Raw genomic sequence first — 18,316 nt, forward strand, 5'->3', positions numbered from 1 at the left:
TACCGGGGCGGTGCCGTCCTTCGCGCCATCAGCATCTGGCTGACAGCATTAGGAGACACGCCCTAGGCGCGCCGCAACACCAGATCCAAGGAGTTCTTCTCCACGTGGTCCAGTGCGTGGCGCACCGCGCCGATGCCCACAATCGCATCGCCCAGCGGTGACGCTGCCAGCCGCGGGGGAGTGGCGGTGTAGGCAGCCAGCTTTCGCGCGGTCGGCTCAAGCAGGGCCGACGCCGAATCTGCCACCGCGCCGCCGATCACCACAAGCTCCGGGTTGAGCAGGATGGCCAACGTGGAGACCACCCGGGCCAGCCGGTCCGAAAGCCGGTCCAGGATACCCAGCGCCACCTTGTCACCCTGGGCAGCAGCGGCGAAGACGTGTTGCGCGGTGACCTCGCGGCCCGGCGCCGCCGCCGTGCGCAGCGTCGTTTTCGACTCTCCCGCCAGGGCTTCCGTTGCCCACAACCTGGCGAGCGCGGCGAGGCCGTCGGGAGAGCCCACACCTTCCACCATGTCCAGGTAGGCCATTTCGCCCGCGCCCCCCGCAGCGCCGTGCAGCAGCCTGCCGGATTCCACCAGGCCCGCACCGAAACGCTCCCCGGCCAGGAGTACGGCTAGGTCCTGGACGCCGCCGCCGGCACCGCGCCAACATTCGCCCAACGCCGCCAAGTTGGCATCGTTCTCCAGCATTACCGCCCATCCGTGCAGATCGTGCAGGGCCTTCTTCAGCCCGACGTCGAACAGGCTCCAAAACGGCTGGCTGACGAGGATGTTTCCGTCGCGGCCCACCGGGGCGGCAAGCCCGACCGTCACCGCAAGGACTTTGTCCGGTACCACTCCGGCAGCATCGAGGGCGAGAAGCGCGGTTTGGCTGATAACACGGATCCGTTCCTCCGCTTCGATCTCCCTGCCGCGGAATGGCTCGCTGGCCCGTCCAATGGTTGAACCGCGCAGATCGGCCACCACCACGGTGGTCTTGAGGACGCCGACGTCGATCCCCAAGACGCAGCCGGCGCTTTCGTCGAGCTCGAAGCGCCGGGCGGGACGGCCCATCTGGTACGTGCCGAAGTCGCGCTGGTTTTCCAGTTCGCGGATCCAGCCCCGGGCCATGAGGTCTTCGCACACCGAAATGGTGGTGGCACGGGTCAGTCCAGAGGCTTCCATCAGCTCCGAGACGGTCACTGCGTCGGAGGAACGGATGACTGCGAGCACGCTGGCCGCATTGACCCGGCGCAGCATCTGTGGAGTGGCAGTCGCGATTTCGGGCATCCCTGTTGACCTCCTGTAGGTATGCGTCACATAATACTTGAGATACTAAATTTAGATTCTAAATAAAAGTCCCATCCATCGAAGCGTCGACACAGAACAGGATTCCCTTTGTCCTCCACCGCCACCATGGCAACTCACACCGACTCCGAGCGCATGGCCGATCCCAACTGGTGGCGCCAAGCGGCTGTCTACCAGATCTACCCGCGCAGCTTCTCCGATGCGAACGGCGACGGACTGGGCGACATCAAGGGCATTACCGCCAAGGTTCCGTACTTGAAGTCCCTCGGCATTGACGCCGTCTGGTTGAGCCCGTTCTACCCCTCGGCCCTTGCTGACGGTGGCTACGACGTCGATGACTACCGCAACGTGGACCCCAAGCTGGGCACCCTTGCAGACTTCGATGAGATGGCGGCCGCCCTGCACGCTGCAGGCATCAAGTTGATCGCGGACATTGTCCCGAACCACTCCTCGGACCGGCACGAATGGTTCAAGGAGGCGCTGGCTTCCCCGAAGGGCTCGGCTGCCCGTGAACGCTACATCTTCCGCGACGGCCTGGGCGAGAACGGCGAACTGCCCCCGGCCGACTGGGACTCGATCTTCGGCGGCCCGGCCTGGGAGCGCATCACCGAACCGGACGGCACCCCCGGACAGTGGTACATGCACATCTTCACCAAGGAGCAGCCGGACTTCAACTGGGACAACCCAGAGGTCCGCGAAGACTTCCTGAAGACCCTGCGCTTCTGGTCCGATCGTGGCGTGGACGGCTTCCGTATCGACGTCGCCCATGCCCTCACGAAGGACCTGCCGGAGGTTCTGCCCTCCAAGACCGAGTTGCCCAAGGAAGGCGAAAACGCTTTGGGCGCGCACCCGTTCTGGGACCGCGACGAGGTGCACGAGATCTACGCCGAGTGGCGCAAGGTCTTCAACGAGTACAACCCGCCCCGGACGGCCGTCGCCGAAGCCTGGGTCCACGCGGACCGCCGCGCCCGCTACGCCAGCCCCGAAGGACTGGGCCAGGCCTTCAACTTCGACCTCCTCCAGGCCGATTTCGACGCCGGGCAGTTCCGCACGATCATCACCAAGAACCTCGGCGAGGCTGCGGCCTCCGGTGCTTCGTCCACGTGGGTCTTCTCCAACCACGACGTCGTTCGGCACGCCACCCGCTACGGCTTGCCCGCGGGCGGCGGCCGGGACGGCTTGGGCCAGGACGGCAAGCAATGGCTGCTCGACGGCGGTTCGGCCGCCGACGTCGACGCCGAGCTCGGCTTGCGCCGTGCCCGCGCCGCGTCGCTGCTGATGTTCGCCCTGCCCGGTTCTGCATACCTGTACCAAGGCGAAGAACTTGGCCTGCAGGAAGTCGGCGACATCGTGGACGGCCAGCGCCAGGACCCGGCGTTCTTCCGCAACCCGGGAGTCGACGTCGGCCGTGACGGTTGCCGTGTCCCGCTGCCGTGGACCAGCGAAGGTTCGTCGTTCGGCTTCGGCGATGGACATGCCCACTTGCCGCAGCCTGAATGGTTCGCGGGCTACGCAGTGGAGGCACAGGACAACGTTCCCGGTTCCACTCTGGAGCTGTACCGCAAGGCCCTGGAACTGCGCTCGGAACTGCGGGCGGCCGAGGATCTTGAGTGGATCCCCTCCAGCAACGAGTCGGTGCTGCACTTCGCGCGGCCCAACGGCTGGCAATCGGTGACGAACTTCGGCACCGAGCCGGTGGCACTTCCGGAAGGCACCGTCGTCGTGAGCAGCGCACCGCTCGACGGCGGCAAGCTCCCGGCAAACACGACGGCCTGGATCGTCTAGGCCCTGCCCCCTGCCCTACCCCTGACCCAACTGGTCCCCACCGCCTCCCTCGCCTCGCAAGTCCCCACCGGCTCCCAGCCTTCGCAAGCTCAGGCAGGGACCCTCGCCGGTGGGGGCCCACGGCCAGGGAACCCTGGCGGCGTGGGCCCACGCAGTTAAGGTCGTTTTGAAGGCCGTAAACGACAACAACTGCGGGCCAGTTTCATGTGAAAGAGTTGGAAAATGACAGCAAAGAGTGAAACAGCCGCGGGTCGGCTCATCTATGGATGCATGGGCCTCGGAGGCCCGTGGGAGGGCAGCGAATACGGGGCTGTGGAGATCGAACAGGCCGCGGCTGCGATCGAGGCCGCCATGGGTATCGGCGTTACCTTGTTCGACCACGCCGACATCTACCGCAACGGCAAGTCCGAGGCTGTGTTCGGCGAAGTCCTCGCCGGGACGCCAGAGCTGCGGGAAAAGATCCAGCTCCAGACCAAGTGCGGAATCCGGCTCGGCCAGCCCGGAGTCGACGGACACTACGACCTCAGCAAGGACGCCATCCTGGACCGGGTCAATGGAAGCCTGGAACGGCTGAAGACCGACTACGTCGACGTGCTGCTGCTCCACCGCCCCGACCCCCTGATGGAACCCGCCGAGGTGGCGACCGCCGTCGGGCAGCTCATGGCGGAAGGCAAGGTGCGGCAATTGGGCGTGTCCAACATGTCCGGCGCGCAGATCGCCTTCCTGCAGGACCAGCTGGAGGTGCCGATCGTGGCCAACCAGCTGGAAATGAGCCTGCACCGTCGGGCTTGGCTTGAGAGCACTGTGCTGGTCAACCATGACGATGCCCTCGGCTACAGCTTCCCGCACGGCACCTTGGAACACTGCGTCAGCCAGGGGATTGAGTTGCAGGCCTACGGCTCCCTCGCGCAGGGCCGGTACACGGGCTCGACGCCGGATGCACCCACTGCCGCGGACACTGCGACTGCCGCTCTGGTCGCACAGCTCGCGGAAGCAAAAGGTGTCACTCCCGAGGCCGTGTTGTTGGGGTGGCTCATGAAGCATCCCGCGCGTATTTCCCCGGTGCTCGGCAGTTCCAACCCCGCGCGGATCGCTGCCTGCGCGGATGCGGCCGCCAATGCCGCAGCCATGACGCGGGCCGAGTGGTATGGCCTGTGGGTGGCTGCGCGGGGCAGCAAGCTCCCCTAAGGCGCGTTAAGCCCAACTGACTCGCAGTTGTTGTCGTTTTGAGGGCTCAGAACGACATTAACTGCGAGTCAGTTGGGCTAAGGCAGCTACAACAACACATGCGTGCTACTACAGCGGCGCGACAACTGAATAGGTGCTTGAATCACCCTGGATCGATTGGCTCGGCTTGCCGTCCACGCCCACCGGGATGTCGCCGGCGATAGTTACTCGGTTGAGCTTGCGCGGCTGGCCGTCGTAGTTGTCCGGGGCGTAGTGTTGGGTGATGCGGTTGTCGAAGAGCACCAACTGGTTCGGCTCCCAGTTCACGCGCACCACGTTTTCCGGACGGGTGACATAGGCCTGCAGCAAACGGATGATGTCCTTCGACTCGGTGTTGGACAGCCCCACGATCCGAAGGCGCTGCGCGAAGCCCCCAATGAACAATCCGCGCTCGCCGGTCAGGGGATGGACACGCACCACGGGGTGGGCGGTTTCGAACTTGATGCGGGTGAATTCCTTGCGCCGCTCGTCGGCGTTCTCATGTTCCAGGTTCTTCGGCACCGAGTAGTCGTAGTCGTTGGTGTGGATCGCCCAGAGCGTGTCCGCGAAGTTCCGGAGCTCGTCCGGCAAGTCTGCGTACGCTCCCGCCGAAGAAGCAATCAGGGTTTCGCCTCCATAGGACGGCAGATCGATGCTGCGCAGGGTGGAAGCCTGCGGCGGGTTGACCACGAACGTGACGTCGGTGTGCCAATTGTTGGCGGAACCGTTTTCGCTGTCCACGGGCAGGACGTTCTCTTCGCCCTCCACCGAGGCCACAGTCGGATGCGCAGTGGTGAGCGGGCCGAAATGGCTGGCGAATTTCACCTGAGCCTCGTCGCTGAGAATGTTGGCCTCCCTGAAAACGAGGGCCTTGTGTTCGTTGAGCGCGGCCCGGATCTGCCCCACGGTTTCCGCGGAGAGATCGCCGCTGAGGTCGAAGCCGCGGATTTCGGCGCCGATCCTGGATCCTAGCTTGGCGAATTCGAGTTTGGTTTCGGTAATGATGGACATTTTTGTTCCTTTTCTGTTGTGACTTACTGGATGGATGGATTGACGGTCAGGACCCGGACCCGACGGCGGTCCGCCAGCGGGAGAAATGCCGCTCCAAGGCGACGAGGAGGAAATTCACGGCAAGGCCCAAAAGGGACACCGTGAGGATGCCGGCGTACATGTCCGGGATAAGGAAACTGCTCTGGGCATTCACGATCAAATAACCGAGCCCCGCCTTCGCACCCACCATCTCCGCGGCGATCAACACCAGGATGGACGCTGTGCCGGCCATGCGGATTCCCGTGAAGATGGTGGGCACCGCGGAAGGCAGGATCACTTTGCGGAACAGCGAAAGGCTCGAGAGGCCGAGCGACTTCGCGGCCCGGATGAGCAGCGGGTCCACCGTCTTCACACCGGCGATCGTGTTCAGCAGGACCGGAAAGAACGCCGCGTAGGCCACGATGCTGATCTTGGACTCCTCTCCGATCCCGAGCAGCAGCGTGAAGACAGGCAGCAGGGCAAGCGCGGCTGTGTTGCGGAACAGTTCCAGGAGCGGGTTCAGCACCGAATTGAGCCGTTGGTACCACGCGATCAGCAATCCGAGGGTTACGCCAGCTACGAGGGCCGCGCCGAATCCCGACACCGAACGGGTGAGGCTCGCGGCCAAATTTGCCTGGATGGTGCCGGATTCGAACAGCTTCCCCCACGCTGCCAGGACCACGTGCAAAGGCGGCAGGAATACCCGGGTTGAGGGGCTGGCCAGATAGGTCGGCCCGAGTTCCCAAAGAGCCAGGAAAGCGATAATCCCCGCGGCCTTCCACAGGCCGGAACCGGCGCGGGCGGCTGCTGTCCGCACGAAGGCGAGTATCGCCGTCGTGCTCCGACGCCCCGTCTCGACGGGCCTGGAGTGCCCGACGGCGGGAGCTGGCTTGGGCGCGGCGCTCGCCGCGGTCTGTTGCGCGAGTGTTGTGGTCATCAGGCTGCGCTCCTTTCGAGAGTTGCCCCCCGGACTTCATCCGGGGCCGTGCCGTCCGGCAGGATCTTGCGGTGCCCGGCGTCCTGGGCCAGGCGGACTTCGTCGTGCAGCGAGGTCCAGACCTTGTGCCGTTGTTCGACGAAGGCGGGGTGCGAACGGATGTCGTCCTCGCCGTCGCGGTCCGGGAGGTCCACGTCCACGATTTCCTTGAGGCGACCCGGGCGCGCGCTCAAGACGGCGACGCGCTGCCCCAGGTACACGGCCTCGTCGATCCCGTGCGTGATGAACACGATCGTCTTGCCCGTCGCCCGCCAGATCCGCAGGAGTTCGTCCTGGAGTTGTTCACGCGTCTGGGCGTCCAATGCGGCGAAGGGTTCGTCCATGAGGAGCACATCGGGCTCGTAGGCGAGGCTCCGGGCAATGGCCACTCGCTGTTTCATGCCGCCCGAAAGCTCATGCGGGAAACGGTCCTCGAAGCCAGCCAAGCCCACCAGTTTGAGGTATTCGCTTGCCTTGGCGGCGCGTTCGCGGCGGTTGAGCTTGCGCCCGTCGGTGCCCCTGCCTTCGAGCCCGATCGACACGTTGGCCGATGCCGTGCGCCAGGGGAAGAGCGCGTACTGCTGGAAAACCACGGCACGGTCCTTTCCAGGTCCCGTCACTGGCTGGCCGTCCACCAATACCTCGCCGGAGGTGGGCGTGGACAGGCCAGCCAGGAGGTCCAGCAAGGTGGTCTTGCCGGAACCGCTGGGCCCCACCAAGGTGAGGAACTCGCCGTCGCGCACGTCGAGGTTCAAGGAGTCAAGGGCGGTCAGTGTGGTGGGCTCTTTCGGGCCTGGCTGGGATGCCTGGAAGCGCTTGGCGCCCTTGGAGGCCTTGCCGGGGCGGACGGTGAATTGCTTGGTGACATTGCGGAGGCTGATTTTGGCGGTCATCACTATCCCTTCGCGGTGCTTGGGGTTGGGGTGCTTGATGCGAGATCGTTGAATTTGTTCGTGTAGTACTTCGACGGTGTGAGATCGCTCTTGACGATCCCCGAGTTCTTCAGCCACGCGGACCAGCGGGTGAAGTCCTCGTCCTTGATCACGCCGTTGTCGGGGACGCCGGGGCTCTTCCAGTACTGCAGGTTCGCGGTGCTCTCATTGCGTCCGCGGGCGTCGATGATCTTCTTGAAGCGGGCGATCACCTGGTCGCGCGGCGTCTCGGTCTCCCACTTGATGGCCTTGGCCACGCCGGTAGCGAAGATCCGGGCCGTGTTGGGGTTCTTTTCGATGAAGTCATTGCGGAGCACGTATTGTCCACCGGCAAAGGTGCCGAAGAGTTCATAGTCGTTGAAGAGCGAGCGCAGTCCACCGGTCGCAACGGCATGGTCCTGCAGGACCCCGCCCAGGCTTCCGACATCCACCTGGCCCCGGCGCACGGCTTCTTCGGTGTCGTTGGGCGCGAGCACTACCAGCTGTACTTGCTTGATTTCGTCCTGGCTGAGGCCGTTCTTGCCGAGGTACGTGTTGATGACGGCTTCGGAATGGGCACCCAGGGTGTTGACTGCGATCTTCTTGCCGATGAGGTCTCTCGCGGTTTTGATGGGGCTGTCCGCCTTGACGTAGAAGCCGTTGAAAGTCTTGGCGTCTTCGCCGTAGTAATTCACGACGGCGGTCACCGGAGCCCCTGCCTCAATCAGCTTCACGACTGCCCCGGCGAACGCACCGCCGAAGTCGGTCTGGTTGGTGGCCGCCGACTGGATGTCCTGGGGGCCGCTGGTGGTGTTGCCTACCCAGTTGAGTTTGATGTCACCCAGGTAACCGAGATCCGCCGCCAGTTCCGGGAGGCCGACGTTGTTGGCCGAGCCTTGGTAGCGGAGTTCCTTGACCTCCGGTTGACCGGCTGGCTGGTCTCCTGATTGGGCATTGCCGCCGCAGCCGGTCACCGTCAGCGCAAGTACGACGGCGGCCGCGACGCCTAGCAGGGGCTGGTGCAGTTTCATGGGAGCTACTTTCTGGGGGTGTGGAATTCGTTGGTCCGGCTCTGTTCCGGGGTAGACCGAACTGCCGTGGGAACGATGTAAGCGCACGTCCACTGGTCAGGGGAAGCCCGGCAGTAACCCCCGGAAATGCCGGGAAACCGGGGGAAATCCGGCGAAATCCCAGCGCAACTCCGGGCAATGCAAGGACACAATTCGCTCCGTGTCGCAGGGTTTCGCCCGGCGTCGCTGGGTTGAGTTGGGTTGCGCTCCGGGCTCCCCAAAGCGCGCGAAACCCAACTGACTCGCAGTTGTTGTCGTTTTGACGGCTCATAACGGCAACTACTGCGAGTTAGTTGCTGTGGGGTCCCTGTCACAATCGTTTTGTTCGTATTGATGCTCACACCGGCGCCAGATTCTTAGCGTTCCTGGCGGCTGGGCGGATACGGTAGATACATGACGTCTAGCACCGCCGCCGAGTCGATTCGGTCCACCCGCAGAATTCCCGCAGACATTGCCCGCTCCTGGCTCCTCGTGAACGCCATGAAGACGGAACTTTTCGACCAGTCGGCCTCATCGCGCGCGGACGCCATCATCCTTGACATCGAAGACGCCGTGGACCCGTCCCAGAAGGACATCGCCCGCGACAACGTCATCAACTGGCTGACCGCTGGTGGCCAGGCCTGGGTCCGCATCAACGACGCAACAAGCCCGTTCTGGGCCGATGACCTCGCCGGTCTTCGTGGCACGCAGGGCCTGTTGGGCGTCATGCTGGCCAAGACTGAGTCCGCTGACCAGGTCACCGAATCGTTCCACCGCATGGACGGCAAGACCCCGGTGGTCGCACTCGTGGAGTCGGCCCTCGGCATCGAGGAAGCCAACCACATTGCCCGCGCCCAGGGCGCCTTCCGCCTGGCCTTCGGCTCGGGCGACTTCCGCCGGGACACCGGCATGGCCGCTACCCCTGAAGCGATGGCCTACCCGCGTGCCAAGCTTGTCGTCGCCAGCCGCGTGGGCAACCTGCCGGGCCCCATCGACGGCCCAACCGTCGGCACCAACCACCCGATCCTGCGCGAGCAGACCGGCATCACGGTGACCATGGGAATGACCGGCAAGCTCTGCCTGGCCATTGACCAGACCACAGTCATCAACGAGGTCATCAGCCCCACGCCGTCCGACGTCGCCTGGGCCACCGACTTCATGAACGACTTCGAAGCCAACGGCAGGGTCATCCGCGACGGCTCCGATCTCCCGCGCCTCGGCCGCGCCGAAAAGATCATGAAGCTCGCGGTGGCCTTCGGGGTCCAGCCCTCCCTCTAAGGGCACCCACCGACCTAATGGCACCCACCGACGCTCGCTCACATATGTCCGGCTTTTTCAGGACGCTCGCTCACATATGTCCGGCTTTTTCGGGACGCTCGCTCACTTATGACGGCAATCTCCGAAACCCTCCTGCAGATGATCTGAGCGAGCGTTGGCCCGGAACCGTTGATAGGTGAGCGAGCGTTGGCCCGGAACCGTTGATAGGTGAGCGAGCGTTGGTGGATTGGCCGTGATAGGTGAGCGAGGGTCCGTTGGAGGCCGGTCCTGAACCGACGCTCGCTCACTTTTGTCGGGTTTCCGGCCCTGCAGGACTCGCCGTTCTGACAAGTGTCCTAAACTTGGGTGGTGCTGAACGAATTCTGGGCCACGGCCTCTATCACCTACAAGACGCTGGTTTTCAGCGCGATGGGGCTTATCGCCGTCGGGATCATCCTGACGATCATCGGCAACACCTCCCATAACCAGGGCCTAGCGGTGACGTCATTGTTCGTGATCGGGCTCGGTCTGGTCCTGCATGTCGTGGGCATGGTGGTCCGCGGACAGCAGGTCCGCAAGGGCTTGAAGAAGTAGCCTGCAGGAGCATGGCGATGACCAAGCATGCAGTGGTGATCGCCGGTGGAGGTCCCACAGGGCTGATGTTGGCGGGCGAGCTGGCGTTGGCGGGCGTCGACGTCGCGATTGTCGAACGGCGCGCAAACCAGGATCTCGCCGGTTCACGCGCGGGCGGTTTGCACTCACGCACCATCGAGGTCCTGGATCAGCGCGGAATCGCTGACAGGTTCCTGTCTGAGGGGCAGGTGGCCCAGGTCGTCGGGTTCGGCGGCGTCCGTTTCGACATTAGCGACTTTCCCACCCGGCACAACTACGGGCTTGGTCTGTGGCAGAACCACATCGAGCGCATCCTGGCCGGCTGGGTCGCCGAGCTGGCCGTGCCCATCTATTACGGACGCGAGGTGACCGGTTTCGCGCAGGACGAGACCGGCGTCGACGTCGAGCTGTCCGACGGTGAGGCGATGCGCGCGGAGTACCTCGTCGGGTGCGACGGCGGCCGCAGCCTGATCCGTAAAGCAGCCGGCATCGGGTTCCCCGGGTGGGATCCGACCACCAGCGCCTTGATCGCCCAGGTCGAAATGTCCGAGCAGCCGCCTTTGGGCGTCCACCCCAATGCCTTTGGCATCCATTCCTTCGGCAAGCTGGAATACAAGATCATCGACGGCAAGGTGGTTTACGCGGATGGCGGGCCAGTGGGGGTCATGGTGACCGAAGAGCACGTCGGACACGCGACCGAAGCCACCCTCCAAGACCTGAGCGCGGCGCTCATCGCCGTATGCGGGACGGATTACGGGATCCACAGTCCCATCTGGATCTCCAGGTTCACCGATATGACCCGGCAGGCCGCAAGCTACCGGGACGGACGGATCCTGCTCGCCGGCGACGCCGCACATGTGCATGCCCCCGACGGCGGACAGGGCCTCAACACCGGTGTGCAGGATGCCGTGAACCTGGGATGGAAGCTAGCCCAGGTGGTCAAGGGGACATCGCCGGAAAGCCTCCTCGACAGCTACCACGCCGAGCGCCACCCGGTGGCTGCCCGCGTGCTGCGAAACACGATGGCGAGTGTCGCGCTTCGCCGCCCGGACGAACGCACGAAGGCCGTGGGCGAGGTCATGGCCGAGCTCCTCGGCATGGAGGAACCGCGCAAGACCTTCGCCGCGATGCAATCCGGCCTCGATGTACATTACGACGCCGGCGAGGGGCACCCGCTGCTCGGACGCCGCATGCCCGATCTCGACCTCGTCACTCCGGACGGCCCGTTGCGCGTCTTCAGCTTGCTGCACGATGCCCGGCCGGTGCTCCTCAACCTCGGCGAACCCGGCAGCATCGACATCACACCGTGGGCGGACCGCGTTCAATTGATCGAAGCGACATACCTTGGTGCCTGGGAGCTTCCGGCACTCGGCGAGGTCACGCCTCCGGCCGCCGTGTTGATCCGACCCGACGGATACGTGGCCTGGGTGGGAGAACGGACCCAAGCGGGCCTTGCCGATGCGCTCAACACATGGTTCGGACCGCCTGCCGCGCGGTAGCTGTCCGGCTCTTCTTACCGGCTCCCGGGCCGATAGGGTTGGACCATGACTATTAACCCGGACTTGCAGGGCCGCAGCTACCCTGCCGCAGAGGTGTACGACGTCGGCCGCGAAAAGATCCGGGAGTTCGCCCGGGCCGTGAAGGCCACCCATCCCGCCCACTTCGACGTCGAAGCCGCCAAGGCCCTTGGCCACAGCGACCTCGTCGCCCCGCCGACCTTCGCAATCATCGTCGCCCAGCGGGCCGATGCCCAGCTGATCGAGGACCCCGATTCGGGGATCGACTTCAGCCGCGTGGTGCACGCCGACCAGCGCTTCACCCACCACCGCCCGATCATTGCCGGGGATCAGTTGCGGGCCGAACTGCACGTCGACGGCGTCCGCGCCATGGGCGGCGGGGCCATGATCACGACGCGTTCGGAAATCACAACGGTGGACGGCGAACGGGTCTCCACCACCACCTCGTCCATCCTGGTCCGCGGAGAGGGACAGTAACCATGAGCTTGAAACTTGAAGAACTCACCGTCGGGCAGGAAATCGGCACCCGCAGCATCGAGGTCACGCGCCAGGACCTGGTCAAGTACGCCGGCGCGTCCGGCGACTTCAACCCGATCCACTGGAACGAATCCTTCGCCACCGGCGTCGAACTTCCCGGAGTCATCGCCCACGGTATGTTCACCATGGGCTCCGCCGTGCAACTGGTGAGCGACTGGGCCGGCGACCCCGCCGCCGTCGTCGACTACCAGACGCGCTTCACCAAACCGGTGCTGGTCGCCGATACCACCGGTAGCAGCGAGCCTGGTGCCGTGATCGAGGTCGCCGGAGTGGTGGGAGCGCTCGACGCCGAAGCCGGCACCGCGCGCATCGACCTGACCGTCACCTTCGCCGGCCAGAAGGTCCTCATGAAGTCCCAGGCCGTTGTGAAGCTCGCTTGAGCCGGCTGCAACAATCTGCACCTCGCGCCACCGCGGCGGAATTGTCGCGGTGGCGTACTGCTGTGGTGACCGCGTACGGCGCCAGTGGCCTGGCCTTCTCGTCGTGGGTGTCCCGCTTGCCGGCGATCCGCGATGGCCTGAACCTGACGCCCGGCACGGTAGGCCTCCTGCTGATGTGCATGACGGTGGCATCGTTCCTCTCCGTGTCCGCATCCGGGGTGATCGTGATCCGGCTCGGATCACGACTGACCACGCGGATCGGCGGCGCCATGGTGGGCCTCGGCCTGGCGGTCGCCGGTTTTGGCACGTCCGTGCTGGCAAACCCGGTGGTCGTGGCGCTTGGACTCATGGTGATCGGCCTCGGCACGGCCAGCTGGAACACGGCGTCCAATGTAGAGGGAGCGTCACTGGAACGCGCCCTTGAACGGCACATCATGCCCCGCCTCCACGGATCCTTCAGCCTCGGCACCGTTGCGGGCGCAGGGCTTGGCGCTTGGGCCGCTGCCGCCGGACTGCCGGTCTTCTGGCATCTGGCAGCGGCCGGCCTGGTGGTCGCCATCTCGGTGGTGACAGCGGCCGCCTGGTTCCGTGCGGATATCACCCGCCATTCCGCTGCAGGAGGTACCGCAAAGGCCTTCAAGCCCGAAAAGCCGGATACCTTCGAAGATCCTTCAACCGGCCCCTTGCCCGTCATCCAGCCCGGCCAGCAGGGACCGGCCGAACCCTTGGACAGCAAGCGCATGGTGGCCCGGGCATGGCGCGAACGCCGGACCCTCCTGCTTGGATTGCTCGTCCTGGGGCTCGCCCTGGCTGAGGGCGCGGCGGGTGACTGGGTGGCCTTGGCGTTGGCCGATGGCCACGGTCAATCCGACGCTGCCGGAGCCATCGGTTATGGAATCTTCGTGACCTTCATGACTGTGGGCCGCTTTGCCGGGACCGTGGTCCTGGATCGCTTCGGGCGGGTGCCCGTGATGCGTTGGTGCTCGGCCACGGCTGTGGTGGGGTTGGCACTCTTTGTCTTCGCTCCGGTGCCGTGGCTCGCCTTCGCGGCCCTGGCCATCTGGGGCCTGGGTGCCTCTTTGGGGTTCCCGGTGGGAATGTCCGCTGCCGCGGACGATCCAGCACACGCAGCGGCCCGAGTATCGGTCGTCTCCACGATCGGCTATGGGGCTTTCCTTTGTGGTCCGCCGCTCTTGGGGTTGCTGGCTGAGCACTTCGGCATCCTGCACTCCTTGCTCGCCGTCCTGGTCCTGCTCGTCGCGAGCTTCTTCCTGGCGCCCGTCTCGCGGAAGCGCGCACCTGAATCCGCGAATCCCTGAGTCGGCCAGGGCAGGCAATCCCCGCTAGGCTTGTTCGGTGACCCAGACGATGCTTTCCGAACTGACCACGGCCGCCGTCGGCGGCCCTGCCGGCACCTTTGTGGAGGCCCGCACTGAAGGGGAAATCATCGACGCCGTCCGCTCGGCTGACGCCACGGGCGAGAAACTGCTCATCATCGGCGGGGGATCCAACCTGCTGATCTCCGACGCCGGATACCCGGGCATCGTGCTCAAAATCGCTTCGCAAGGCTTCACCGTCAACTCGGAAGATAGTTGCGGAGGCGTTTCCGTGGTGGTCCAGTCCGGGCACAACTGGGACGCCCTCGTGGAGCACTCCGTGCTGCACGCGTGGTCCGGACTGGAAGCCCTTTCAGGGATCCCCGGAGCCACGGGCGCCACTCCTGTGCAGAATGTGGGCGCCTACGGTGCCGACGTGTCCCAGACCATCGCCGCAGTCCGTACCTGGGACCGGGAACGCAACGCCGTGCAGACCTTCACCAACTCCGAGCTCAAGTTCGGCTACCGGGACTCCCTCCTCAAACAGACCACCACGGAAGGCTCGCCCCGTTACGTGGTGCTGACGGTTGAATTCCAGCTGCCCCTCGGACGCATGAGCGCACCCATCCGGTACGCGGAGCTAGCGCGGTCCCTCGGGGTTGAGGCCGGGAAGCGCGCGTACTCCAACGACGTCCGGCGTGAAGTCCTGCGGCTGCGCGCTTCCAAGGGCATGGTCTTGGATGCTTCGGACAGGGACACGTATTCCACGGGTTCCTTCTTCACCAACCCGATTGTCCCGGCCGCAGCGGCTGCATCGCTGCCCGAGGGAGCGCCGCAGTACCCGGCTGGAAACGATGGCCTCGTCAAGCTGTCGGCCGCCTGGCTGATCGACCAGGCCGGCTTCGGAAAGGGCTTCGGACTCGACCCCTCCAGCGTCTCAGGCGGTCGCGCCTCGCTGTCCACCAAACACACCCTGGCCATCACCAACAGGGGAGGAGCCAGCGCGGAGGACATGGTGGCGATCGCGCGCGAGGTGCGCCGCGGCGTCGTCGAGCGCTTTGGCATTGAACTGCATCCCGAGCCGCTATTGATCGGGTTGGCCCTGTAGGGGCCCGCGAGGAACCCGCCTAGGAACCCGCGCGGAATGCGCTTCAGCGCTTTCCGGTCGGGAGCACCTTGTTGAGCAAAAGGAACGTCAGCCCGCAGCTGGCGGCCCCCAGAAGGAAGATCTGGCTGAACGCTATGCTTTGCGGCGACGGACCGCCAGGCGAAATCCAGCCGGCTGCCGCGAAGCCTGCCACGCCAAGCAGCATGACGATGGCGGCGAGCAGGAAGCTGCGGACTTGATCGCTCGCGCTTGTCTGGAACCCGGATTCGGGATCGTCAACGTGCCGATCGGACGGTGGCTGGCTCGCGGCGGCAAGGCCCAGGAGGAGGGCTGCGGCGCCAGTGGCGGCAAGTCCCACCTCTTGGACAGTCTGCATCGACGGGGACAATCGCACCCCCGCACCAACAGCTATTGCCAAACCGCAGACAAGCCCGACGGCGGCGGCGCACCAACCAGCGGCCGCTAACCGCCGGCTGAGCGGCCGCAGCAGCGGACCTAACTCACCGAACAGCATTCCCCTAGCGTAGGAGGGCCCGCTGGAAGGCCCCTGTGAGCGGCATGGGAGTTCCTTCTGGGTGCTAATGAGGACCGAAGCTGTCCGCCGTGCGTCCTATGATGGGGCCATGGCAGCTTCGGCGAAGATCCGCGTCACTCCCAAAGTCATGGGCAGGCTGCGCCTCGCCAGCCAAGGATTGCTCGGGGGATTCAGCAGCCCGGAGGAATGCGTCTCCAGGATGGGCGCGATGCAGGCTCAAGATCTCGCCTCGGCGTTCTGGGCGGTGGGGCAGCGGTTTCCCGGTTCCGGCCTCTCGCAAGTGTTGGAAGCGCTGGAGAACGGCACAGTGGTCCGGTCCTGGCCCATGCGGGGCACGCTCCACCTGGTTCCACCGCAGGACTTGCGCTGGATCCTGGCCATCACCACGGAGCGATCCATGCGTTCGGTTGCAACACGGCACCGGGAACTCGGAATCGAAGCGGCAGACGTCGCCACGTGCCGGGACCTTGCCCTTGAACGCGTCGCCGGCAGCCCAGGCGCCACACGCGAGGAACTTTTCAAGATCTTCGAATCCGCGGGCCAAGTGACCGCGGCCCAACGCGGGATCCATTTGCTCTGGATTCTGTGCCAGAACGCTTGGCTGGTCCAAGGACCTCCGGCGGGCACGGCAGGCAAAGCCCTTGGGCAGCAACTGTTCGTTGCCTTCGATGAGTGGATTCCGGAATCCAAGGTCTTGGGCCGTGAAGAAGGGGTTGCCGAATTCCTGCTCAGGTATATGCGCAGCCACGGACCGGCCACGCTCGACGACTTCGCGTGGTGGACCCAGATCCCCAAAGCTGAGGTCCGGGCAGCCCACGAGGCTATTCGCAGCCAACTCGTTGAGCTCGTCTTCCGGGGAACGTCCTATTGGCTGTCACCCGAGACGGCGGCACTGCTCGACGACGGCGTTCCCGGCTCGCGGACCGTCCTCGCCTTGCCGGGATTCGATGAATTCCTGCTCGGGTATACGGACCGCAACCTTGTCCTGCCACCTGAGCATTTCCAGAAGGTCGTTCCAGGCGGCAACGGCGTCTTCAAACGGATGATTGTGTCCGGCGGCGAAGTAGTAGGCACCTGGTCCCGCAGCGGCACCGGCCGGACCGCCGTGGTCGTGCCCGAACCGTTCGCACCGGAAAGCCTGACTCCGGCGGCCAAGCGCTCCTTCGAGCTCCAGGCGGCGAAGTACGTGCGGTTCATGGAGCGCTGAGCGCACCCAACTAGCTCGCAGTTGTTGTCGTTATGAGCGCTCAAAACGACAACAACTGCAAGTCAGTTGAACAAAGCAGGACTGCTAGAGGGTTCCGGTAGCGATCTTCAGCATGCGGCGCAGCGGCTCGGCTGCGCCCCAGAGGAGCTGGTCGCCCACGGTGAAGGCGCTGATGTACTCAGGGCCCATCTCAAGCTTGCGGATACGGCCCACGGGGATCTCCAAGGTGCCGGAGGCAGCCACCGGGGTGAGATCCGCCATGGACGCTTCCTTGGTGTTGGGCACAACCTTGGCCCACTCGTTGTCAGCGTCCAGGAGCTTCTCGATTTCGGCGACGGACAAGTCCTCGCGCAGCTTGAGGGTCAGTGCCTGGGAGTGCGAGCGCATGGCGCCGATACGGACGCAGAGGCCGTCCATGACCACATGGTCCTTGCCCGGCTTCCCGTTGCCCGTGCCGAGGATCTTGTTGGTTTCCACCCCGGCCTTCCACTCTTCCTTGGATTGGCCGTTGCCGAGGTCGGCGTCGATCCACGGGATCAGCGAGCCGGCCAGCGGCACGCCGAACTGGGTGGCGTCGACGCCGGAGCGCTGGGTTGCCAGGACCTTGCGGTCGATTTCCAGGATCGCTGAAGCGGGATCGTCCAGTTCGCTGCTGACTTCGTTGTTGAGGGTGCCGAACTGGTTGAGCAGTTCGCGCATGTGGCGGGCACCGCCACCCGACGCCGCCTGGTAGGTCATGGAGGTACCCCACTCGACCAGGTTGTTCTTGAAGAGGCCGCCGAGTCCCATGAGCATGCAGGAGACGGTGCAGTTGCCGCCGATGTAGTCCTTCACGCCGCCGGACAGGCCTGCGTCGATGACGTCGCGGTTGATGGGGTCCAGCACGATGATGGAGTCGTCGTTCATGCGCAGCGTGGACGCGGCGTCGATCCAGAGCCCGTCCCAGCCACGGCTGCGAAGCTCGCCGTGGACCTGCTTCGTGTAGTCGCCGCCCTGGGCCGTGACAATAATCGGCAGCTTGGCAAGAGTCTCAATATCGAACGCGTTCTCGAGCTTGCCTGCGCCGTCGGCAAATGACGGCGCGGCACCTCCCGCGTTCGAGGTGGAGAAAAATACCGGGTTGATGTTGGCGAAGTCGCCCTCTTCCTGCATGCGCTGCATCAGGACGGAGCCGACCATGCCACGCCAACCGACCAGTCCAACGGACGGATTAGCTGCTGTAGTCATTGAACCAGTCTAGACTTTCGCGGCTCCCGGCCGCTGTCGGTTACGTCACGAGGAAATCCACGACGGCGGTTCCCGGACCCAACTGACTGGCAGTTGTTGTCGTTTTGAGGCTCCAAAACGACAACAACTGCGAGTCAGTTGGGCAAGTTGCCGCTTACTTGCCGGCGTCGGGCTCTTCCAGCAGGGCTGCCTTGCGGGCGCGCAGGGCGTAGAAGGCGCCGAAAGCGAAGACCTGGGTCACCACTACGAGGACGATGATCCCGAGGATCTTGTTGCCGCCCAGGATCATGGTGAGCCCAACGATCGCGGACAGGAGCGCGAAGAGCGGCAACAACATGTAGCCGAGCACGAACAGGGTCTCAGGTTTCTTCAGCATTC

The 18,316-nt window shown here is 64.8% G+C and carries 18 protein-coding genes; 10 read left to right on the plus strand and 8 right to left on the minus strand.

The window, feature by feature from the left end; translation table 11 throughout:
- Window positions 1-62: 62 nt before the first annotated feature.
- Window positions 63-1,268, minus strand: coding sequence for an ROK family transcriptional regulator (locus tag QRN52_RS19135; protein ID WP_284755024.1), 1,206 nt, complete (start codon window positions 1,266-1,268; stop codon window positions 63-65).
- Window positions 1,269-1,376: 108 nt separating this feature from the next.
- On the opposite strand from QRN52_RS19135, the gene QRN52_RS19140 reads away from it, so the two are divergent.
- Both QRN52_RS19140 and QRN52_RS19145 read left to right on the plus strand, forming a co-directional pair.
- Entirely contained in the window at window positions 1,377-3,071 is a 1,695-nt protein-coding gene (locus tag QRN52_RS19140; RefSeq protein WP_284755025.1) for a glycoside hydrolase family 13 protein, read from the plus strand.
- Between the two features lie 222 nt (window positions 3,072-3,293).
- The gene (locus QRN52_RS19145) at window positions 3,294-4,259 is read left to right on the plus strand and encodes an aldo/keto reductase (protein ID WP_284755027.1); all 966 of its coding nucleotides are present in this window, start codon (window positions 3,294-3,296) and stop codon (window positions 4,257-4,259) included.
- Between the two features lie 108 nt (window positions 4,260-4,367).
- Here the strand turns inward: QRN52_RS19145 and QRN52_RS19150 are convergent, their stop codons facing one another.
- Genes QRN52_RS19150 through QRN52_RS19165 form a run of 4 tightly spaced genes read right to left on the minus strand, consistent with a single transcriptional unit; the run spans window position 4,368 to window position 8,224 of the window.
- Window positions 4,368-5,288, minus strand: coding sequence for a TauD/TfdA dioxygenase family protein (locus QRN52_RS19150; RefSeq protein WP_284755029.1), 921 nt, complete (start codon window positions 5,286-5,288; stop codon window positions 4,368-4,370).
- Window positions 5,289-5,334: 46 nt separating this feature from the next.
- Complete coding sequence (locus tag QRN52_RS19155) at window positions 5,335-6,243, minus strand: ABC transporter permease (protein WP_284755030.1); 909 nt, start codon at window positions 6,241-6,243, stop codon at window positions 5,335-5,337.
- Entirely contained in the window at window positions 6,243-7,175 is a 933-nt protein-coding gene (locus QRN52_RS19160; RefSeq protein ID WP_284755031.1) for an ABC transporter ATP-binding protein, read from the minus strand. Before QRN52_RS19160 ends, QRN52_RS19155 begins: the two co-directional genes overlap by 1 nt.
- Window positions 7,176-7,177: 2 nt before the next feature.
- Window positions 7,178-8,224, minus strand: a complete 1,047-nt coding sequence (locus QRN52_RS19165; protein WP_284755032.1) for an ABC transporter substrate-binding protein — start codon at window positions 8,222-8,224, stop codon at window positions 7,178-7,180.
- Between the two features lie 432 nt (window positions 8,225-8,656).
- On the opposite strand from QRN52_RS19165, the gene QRN52_RS19170 reads away from it, so the two are divergent.
- From QRN52_RS19170 to QRN52_RS19200, 7 genes are all read left to right on the plus strand, one after another.
- Window positions 8,657-9,520 carry an HpcH/HpaI aldolase/citrate lyase family protein gene (locus tag QRN52_RS19170; protein WP_284755033.1) on the plus strand — a complete coding sequence of 288 codons (864 nt, stop codon included), beginning with the start codon at window positions 8,657-8,659 and terminating at the stop codon, window positions 9,518-9,520.
- A gap of 348 nt (window positions 9,521-9,868) precedes the next feature.
- Window positions 9,869-10,093, plus strand: coding sequence for a DUF3188 domain-containing protein (locus QRN52_RS19175; RefSeq protein ID WP_284755035.1), 225 nt, complete (start codon window positions 9,869-9,871; stop codon window positions 10,091-10,093).
- A gap of 17 nt (window positions 10,094-10,110) precedes the next feature.
- Window positions 10,111-11,610, plus strand: coding sequence for an FAD-dependent monooxygenase (locus QRN52_RS19180; protein WP_284755037.1), 1,500 nt, complete (start codon window positions 10,111-10,113; stop codon window positions 11,608-11,610).
- A gap of 45 nt (window positions 11,611-11,655) precedes the next feature.
- Window positions 11,656-12,105 carry an FAS1-like dehydratase domain-containing protein gene (locus QRN52_RS19185; protein WP_059387332.1) on the plus strand — a complete coding sequence of 150 codons (450 nt, stop codon included), beginning with the start codon at window positions 11,656-11,658 and terminating at the stop codon, window positions 12,103-12,105.
- A gap of 2 nt (window positions 12,106-12,107) precedes the next feature.
- Complete coding sequence (locus QRN52_RS19190) at window positions 12,108-12,545, plus strand: MaoC family dehydratase (protein WP_284755039.1); 438 nt, start codon at window positions 12,108-12,110, stop codon at window positions 12,543-12,545.
- 62 nt (window positions 12,546-12,607) lie between these two features.
- Window positions 12,608-13,864 carry an MFS transporter gene (locus tag QRN52_RS19195; protein WP_284755041.1) on the plus strand — a complete coding sequence of 419 codons (1,257 nt, stop codon included), beginning with the start codon at window positions 12,608-12,610 and terminating at the stop codon, window positions 13,862-13,864.
- A gap of 37 nt (window positions 13,865-13,901) precedes the next feature.
- Window positions 13,902-14,969: a UDP-N-acetylmuramate dehydrogenase gene (locus QRN52_RS19200; RefSeq protein WP_284755043.1), complete on the plus strand. Its 1,068-nt coding sequence runs from the start codon at window positions 13,902-13,904 to the stop codon at window positions 14,967-14,969.
- 43 nt (window positions 14,970-15,012) lie between these two features.
- On the opposite strand, the gene QRN52_RS19205 is transcribed toward QRN52_RS19200, so the two are convergent.
- Complete coding sequence (locus QRN52_RS19205; protein ID WP_284755045.1) at window positions 15,013-15,483, minus strand: hypothetical protein; 471 nt, start codon at window positions 15,481-15,483, stop codon at window positions 15,013-15,015.
- 109 nt (window positions 15,484-15,592) lie between these two features.
- Here QRN52_RS19205 and QRN52_RS19210 point away from each other — a divergent pair, with 109 nt between their 5' ends.
- Entirely contained in the window at window positions 15,593-16,711 is a 1,119-nt protein-coding gene (locus QRN52_RS19210; RefSeq protein WP_284755047.1) for a winged helix DNA-binding domain-containing protein, read from the plus strand.
- A gap of 84 nt (window positions 16,712-16,795) precedes the next feature.
- Here QRN52_RS19210 and asd read toward each other — a convergent pair whose 3' ends face one another.
- Window positions 16,796-17,938 carry an aspartate-semialdehyde dehydrogenase gene (gene asd, locus QRN52_RS19215; RefSeq protein ID WP_284755049.1) on the minus strand — a complete coding sequence of 381 codons (1,143 nt, stop codon included), beginning with the start codon at window positions 17,936-17,938 and terminating at the stop codon, window positions 16,796-16,798.
- Between the two features lie 154 nt (window positions 17,939-18,092).
- Window positions 18,093-18,314, minus strand: a complete 222-nt coding sequence (locus tag QRN52_RS19220) for an NF038396 family protein (protein ID WP_284755050.1) — start codon at window positions 18,312-18,314, stop codon at window positions 18,093-18,095.
- Window positions 18,315-18,316 lie beyond the last annotated feature (2 nt).

Source organism: Arthrobacter sp. efr-133-R2A-120 (assembly GCF_030209835.1).
Lineage (GTDB): Bacteria > Actinomycetota > Actinomycetes > Actinomycetales > Micrococcaceae > Arthrobacter.

Excerpts from the sequence above, each read along its gene's own strand:
- QRN52_RS19135 (WP_284755024.1), bottom strand. The coding sequence starts at position 1,268 with ATGCCCGAAATCGCGACTGCCACTCCACAGATGCTGCGCCGGGTCAAT.
- QRN52_RS19145 (WP_284755027.1), top strand. The coding sequence starts at position 3,294 with ATGACAGCAAAGAGTGAAACAGCCGCGGGTCGGCTCATCTATGGATGC.
- QRN52_RS19150 (WP_284755029.1), bottom strand. The coding sequence starts at position 5,288 with ATGTCCATCATTACCGAAACCAAACTCGAATTCGCCAAGCTAGGATCC.
- QRN52_RS19155 (WP_284755030.1), bottom strand. The coding sequence starts at position 6,243 with ATGACCACAACACTCGCGCAACAGACCGCGGCGAGCGCCGCGCCCAAG.
- QRN52_RS19160 (WP_284755031.1), bottom strand. The coding sequence starts at position 7,175 with ATGACCGCCAAAATCAGCCTCCGCAATGTCACCAAGCAATTCACCGTC.
- QRN52_RS19165 (WP_284755032.1), bottom strand. The coding sequence starts at position 8,224 with ATGAAACTGCACCAGCCCCTGCTAGGCGTCGCGGCCGCCGTCGTACTT.
- QRN52_RS19170 (WP_284755033.1), top strand. The coding sequence starts at position 8,657 with ATGACGTCTAGCACCGCCGCCGAGTCGATTCGGTCCACCCGCAGAATT.
- QRN52_RS19180 (WP_284755037.1), top strand. The coding sequence starts at position 10,111 with ATGACCAAGCATGCAGTGGTGATCGCCGGTGGAGGTCCCACAGGGCTG.
- QRN52_RS19185 (WP_059387332.1), top strand. The coding sequence starts at position 11,656 with ATGACTATTAACCCGGACTTGCAGGGCCGCAGCTACCCTGCCGCAGAG.
- QRN52_RS19190 (WP_284755039.1), top strand. The coding sequence starts at position 12,108 with ATGAGCTTGAAACTTGAAGAACTCACCGTCGGGCAGGAAATCGGCACC.
- QRN52_RS19205 (WP_284755045.1), bottom strand. The coding sequence starts at position 15,483 with ATGCTGTTCGGTGAGTTAGGTCCGCTGCTGCGGCCGCTCAGCCGGCGG.
- QRN52_RS19210 (WP_284755047.1), top strand. The coding sequence starts at position 15,593 with ATGGCAGCTTCGGCGAAGATCCGCGTCACTCCCAAAGTCATGGGCAGG.
- asd (WP_284755049.1), bottom strand. The coding sequence starts at position 17,938 with ATGACTACAGCAGCTAATCCGTCCGTTGGACTGGTCGGTTGGCGTGGC.
- QRN52_RS19220 (WP_284755050.1), bottom strand. The coding sequence starts at position 18,314 with ATGCTGAAGAAACCTGAGACCCTGTTCGTGCTCGGCTACATGTTGTTG.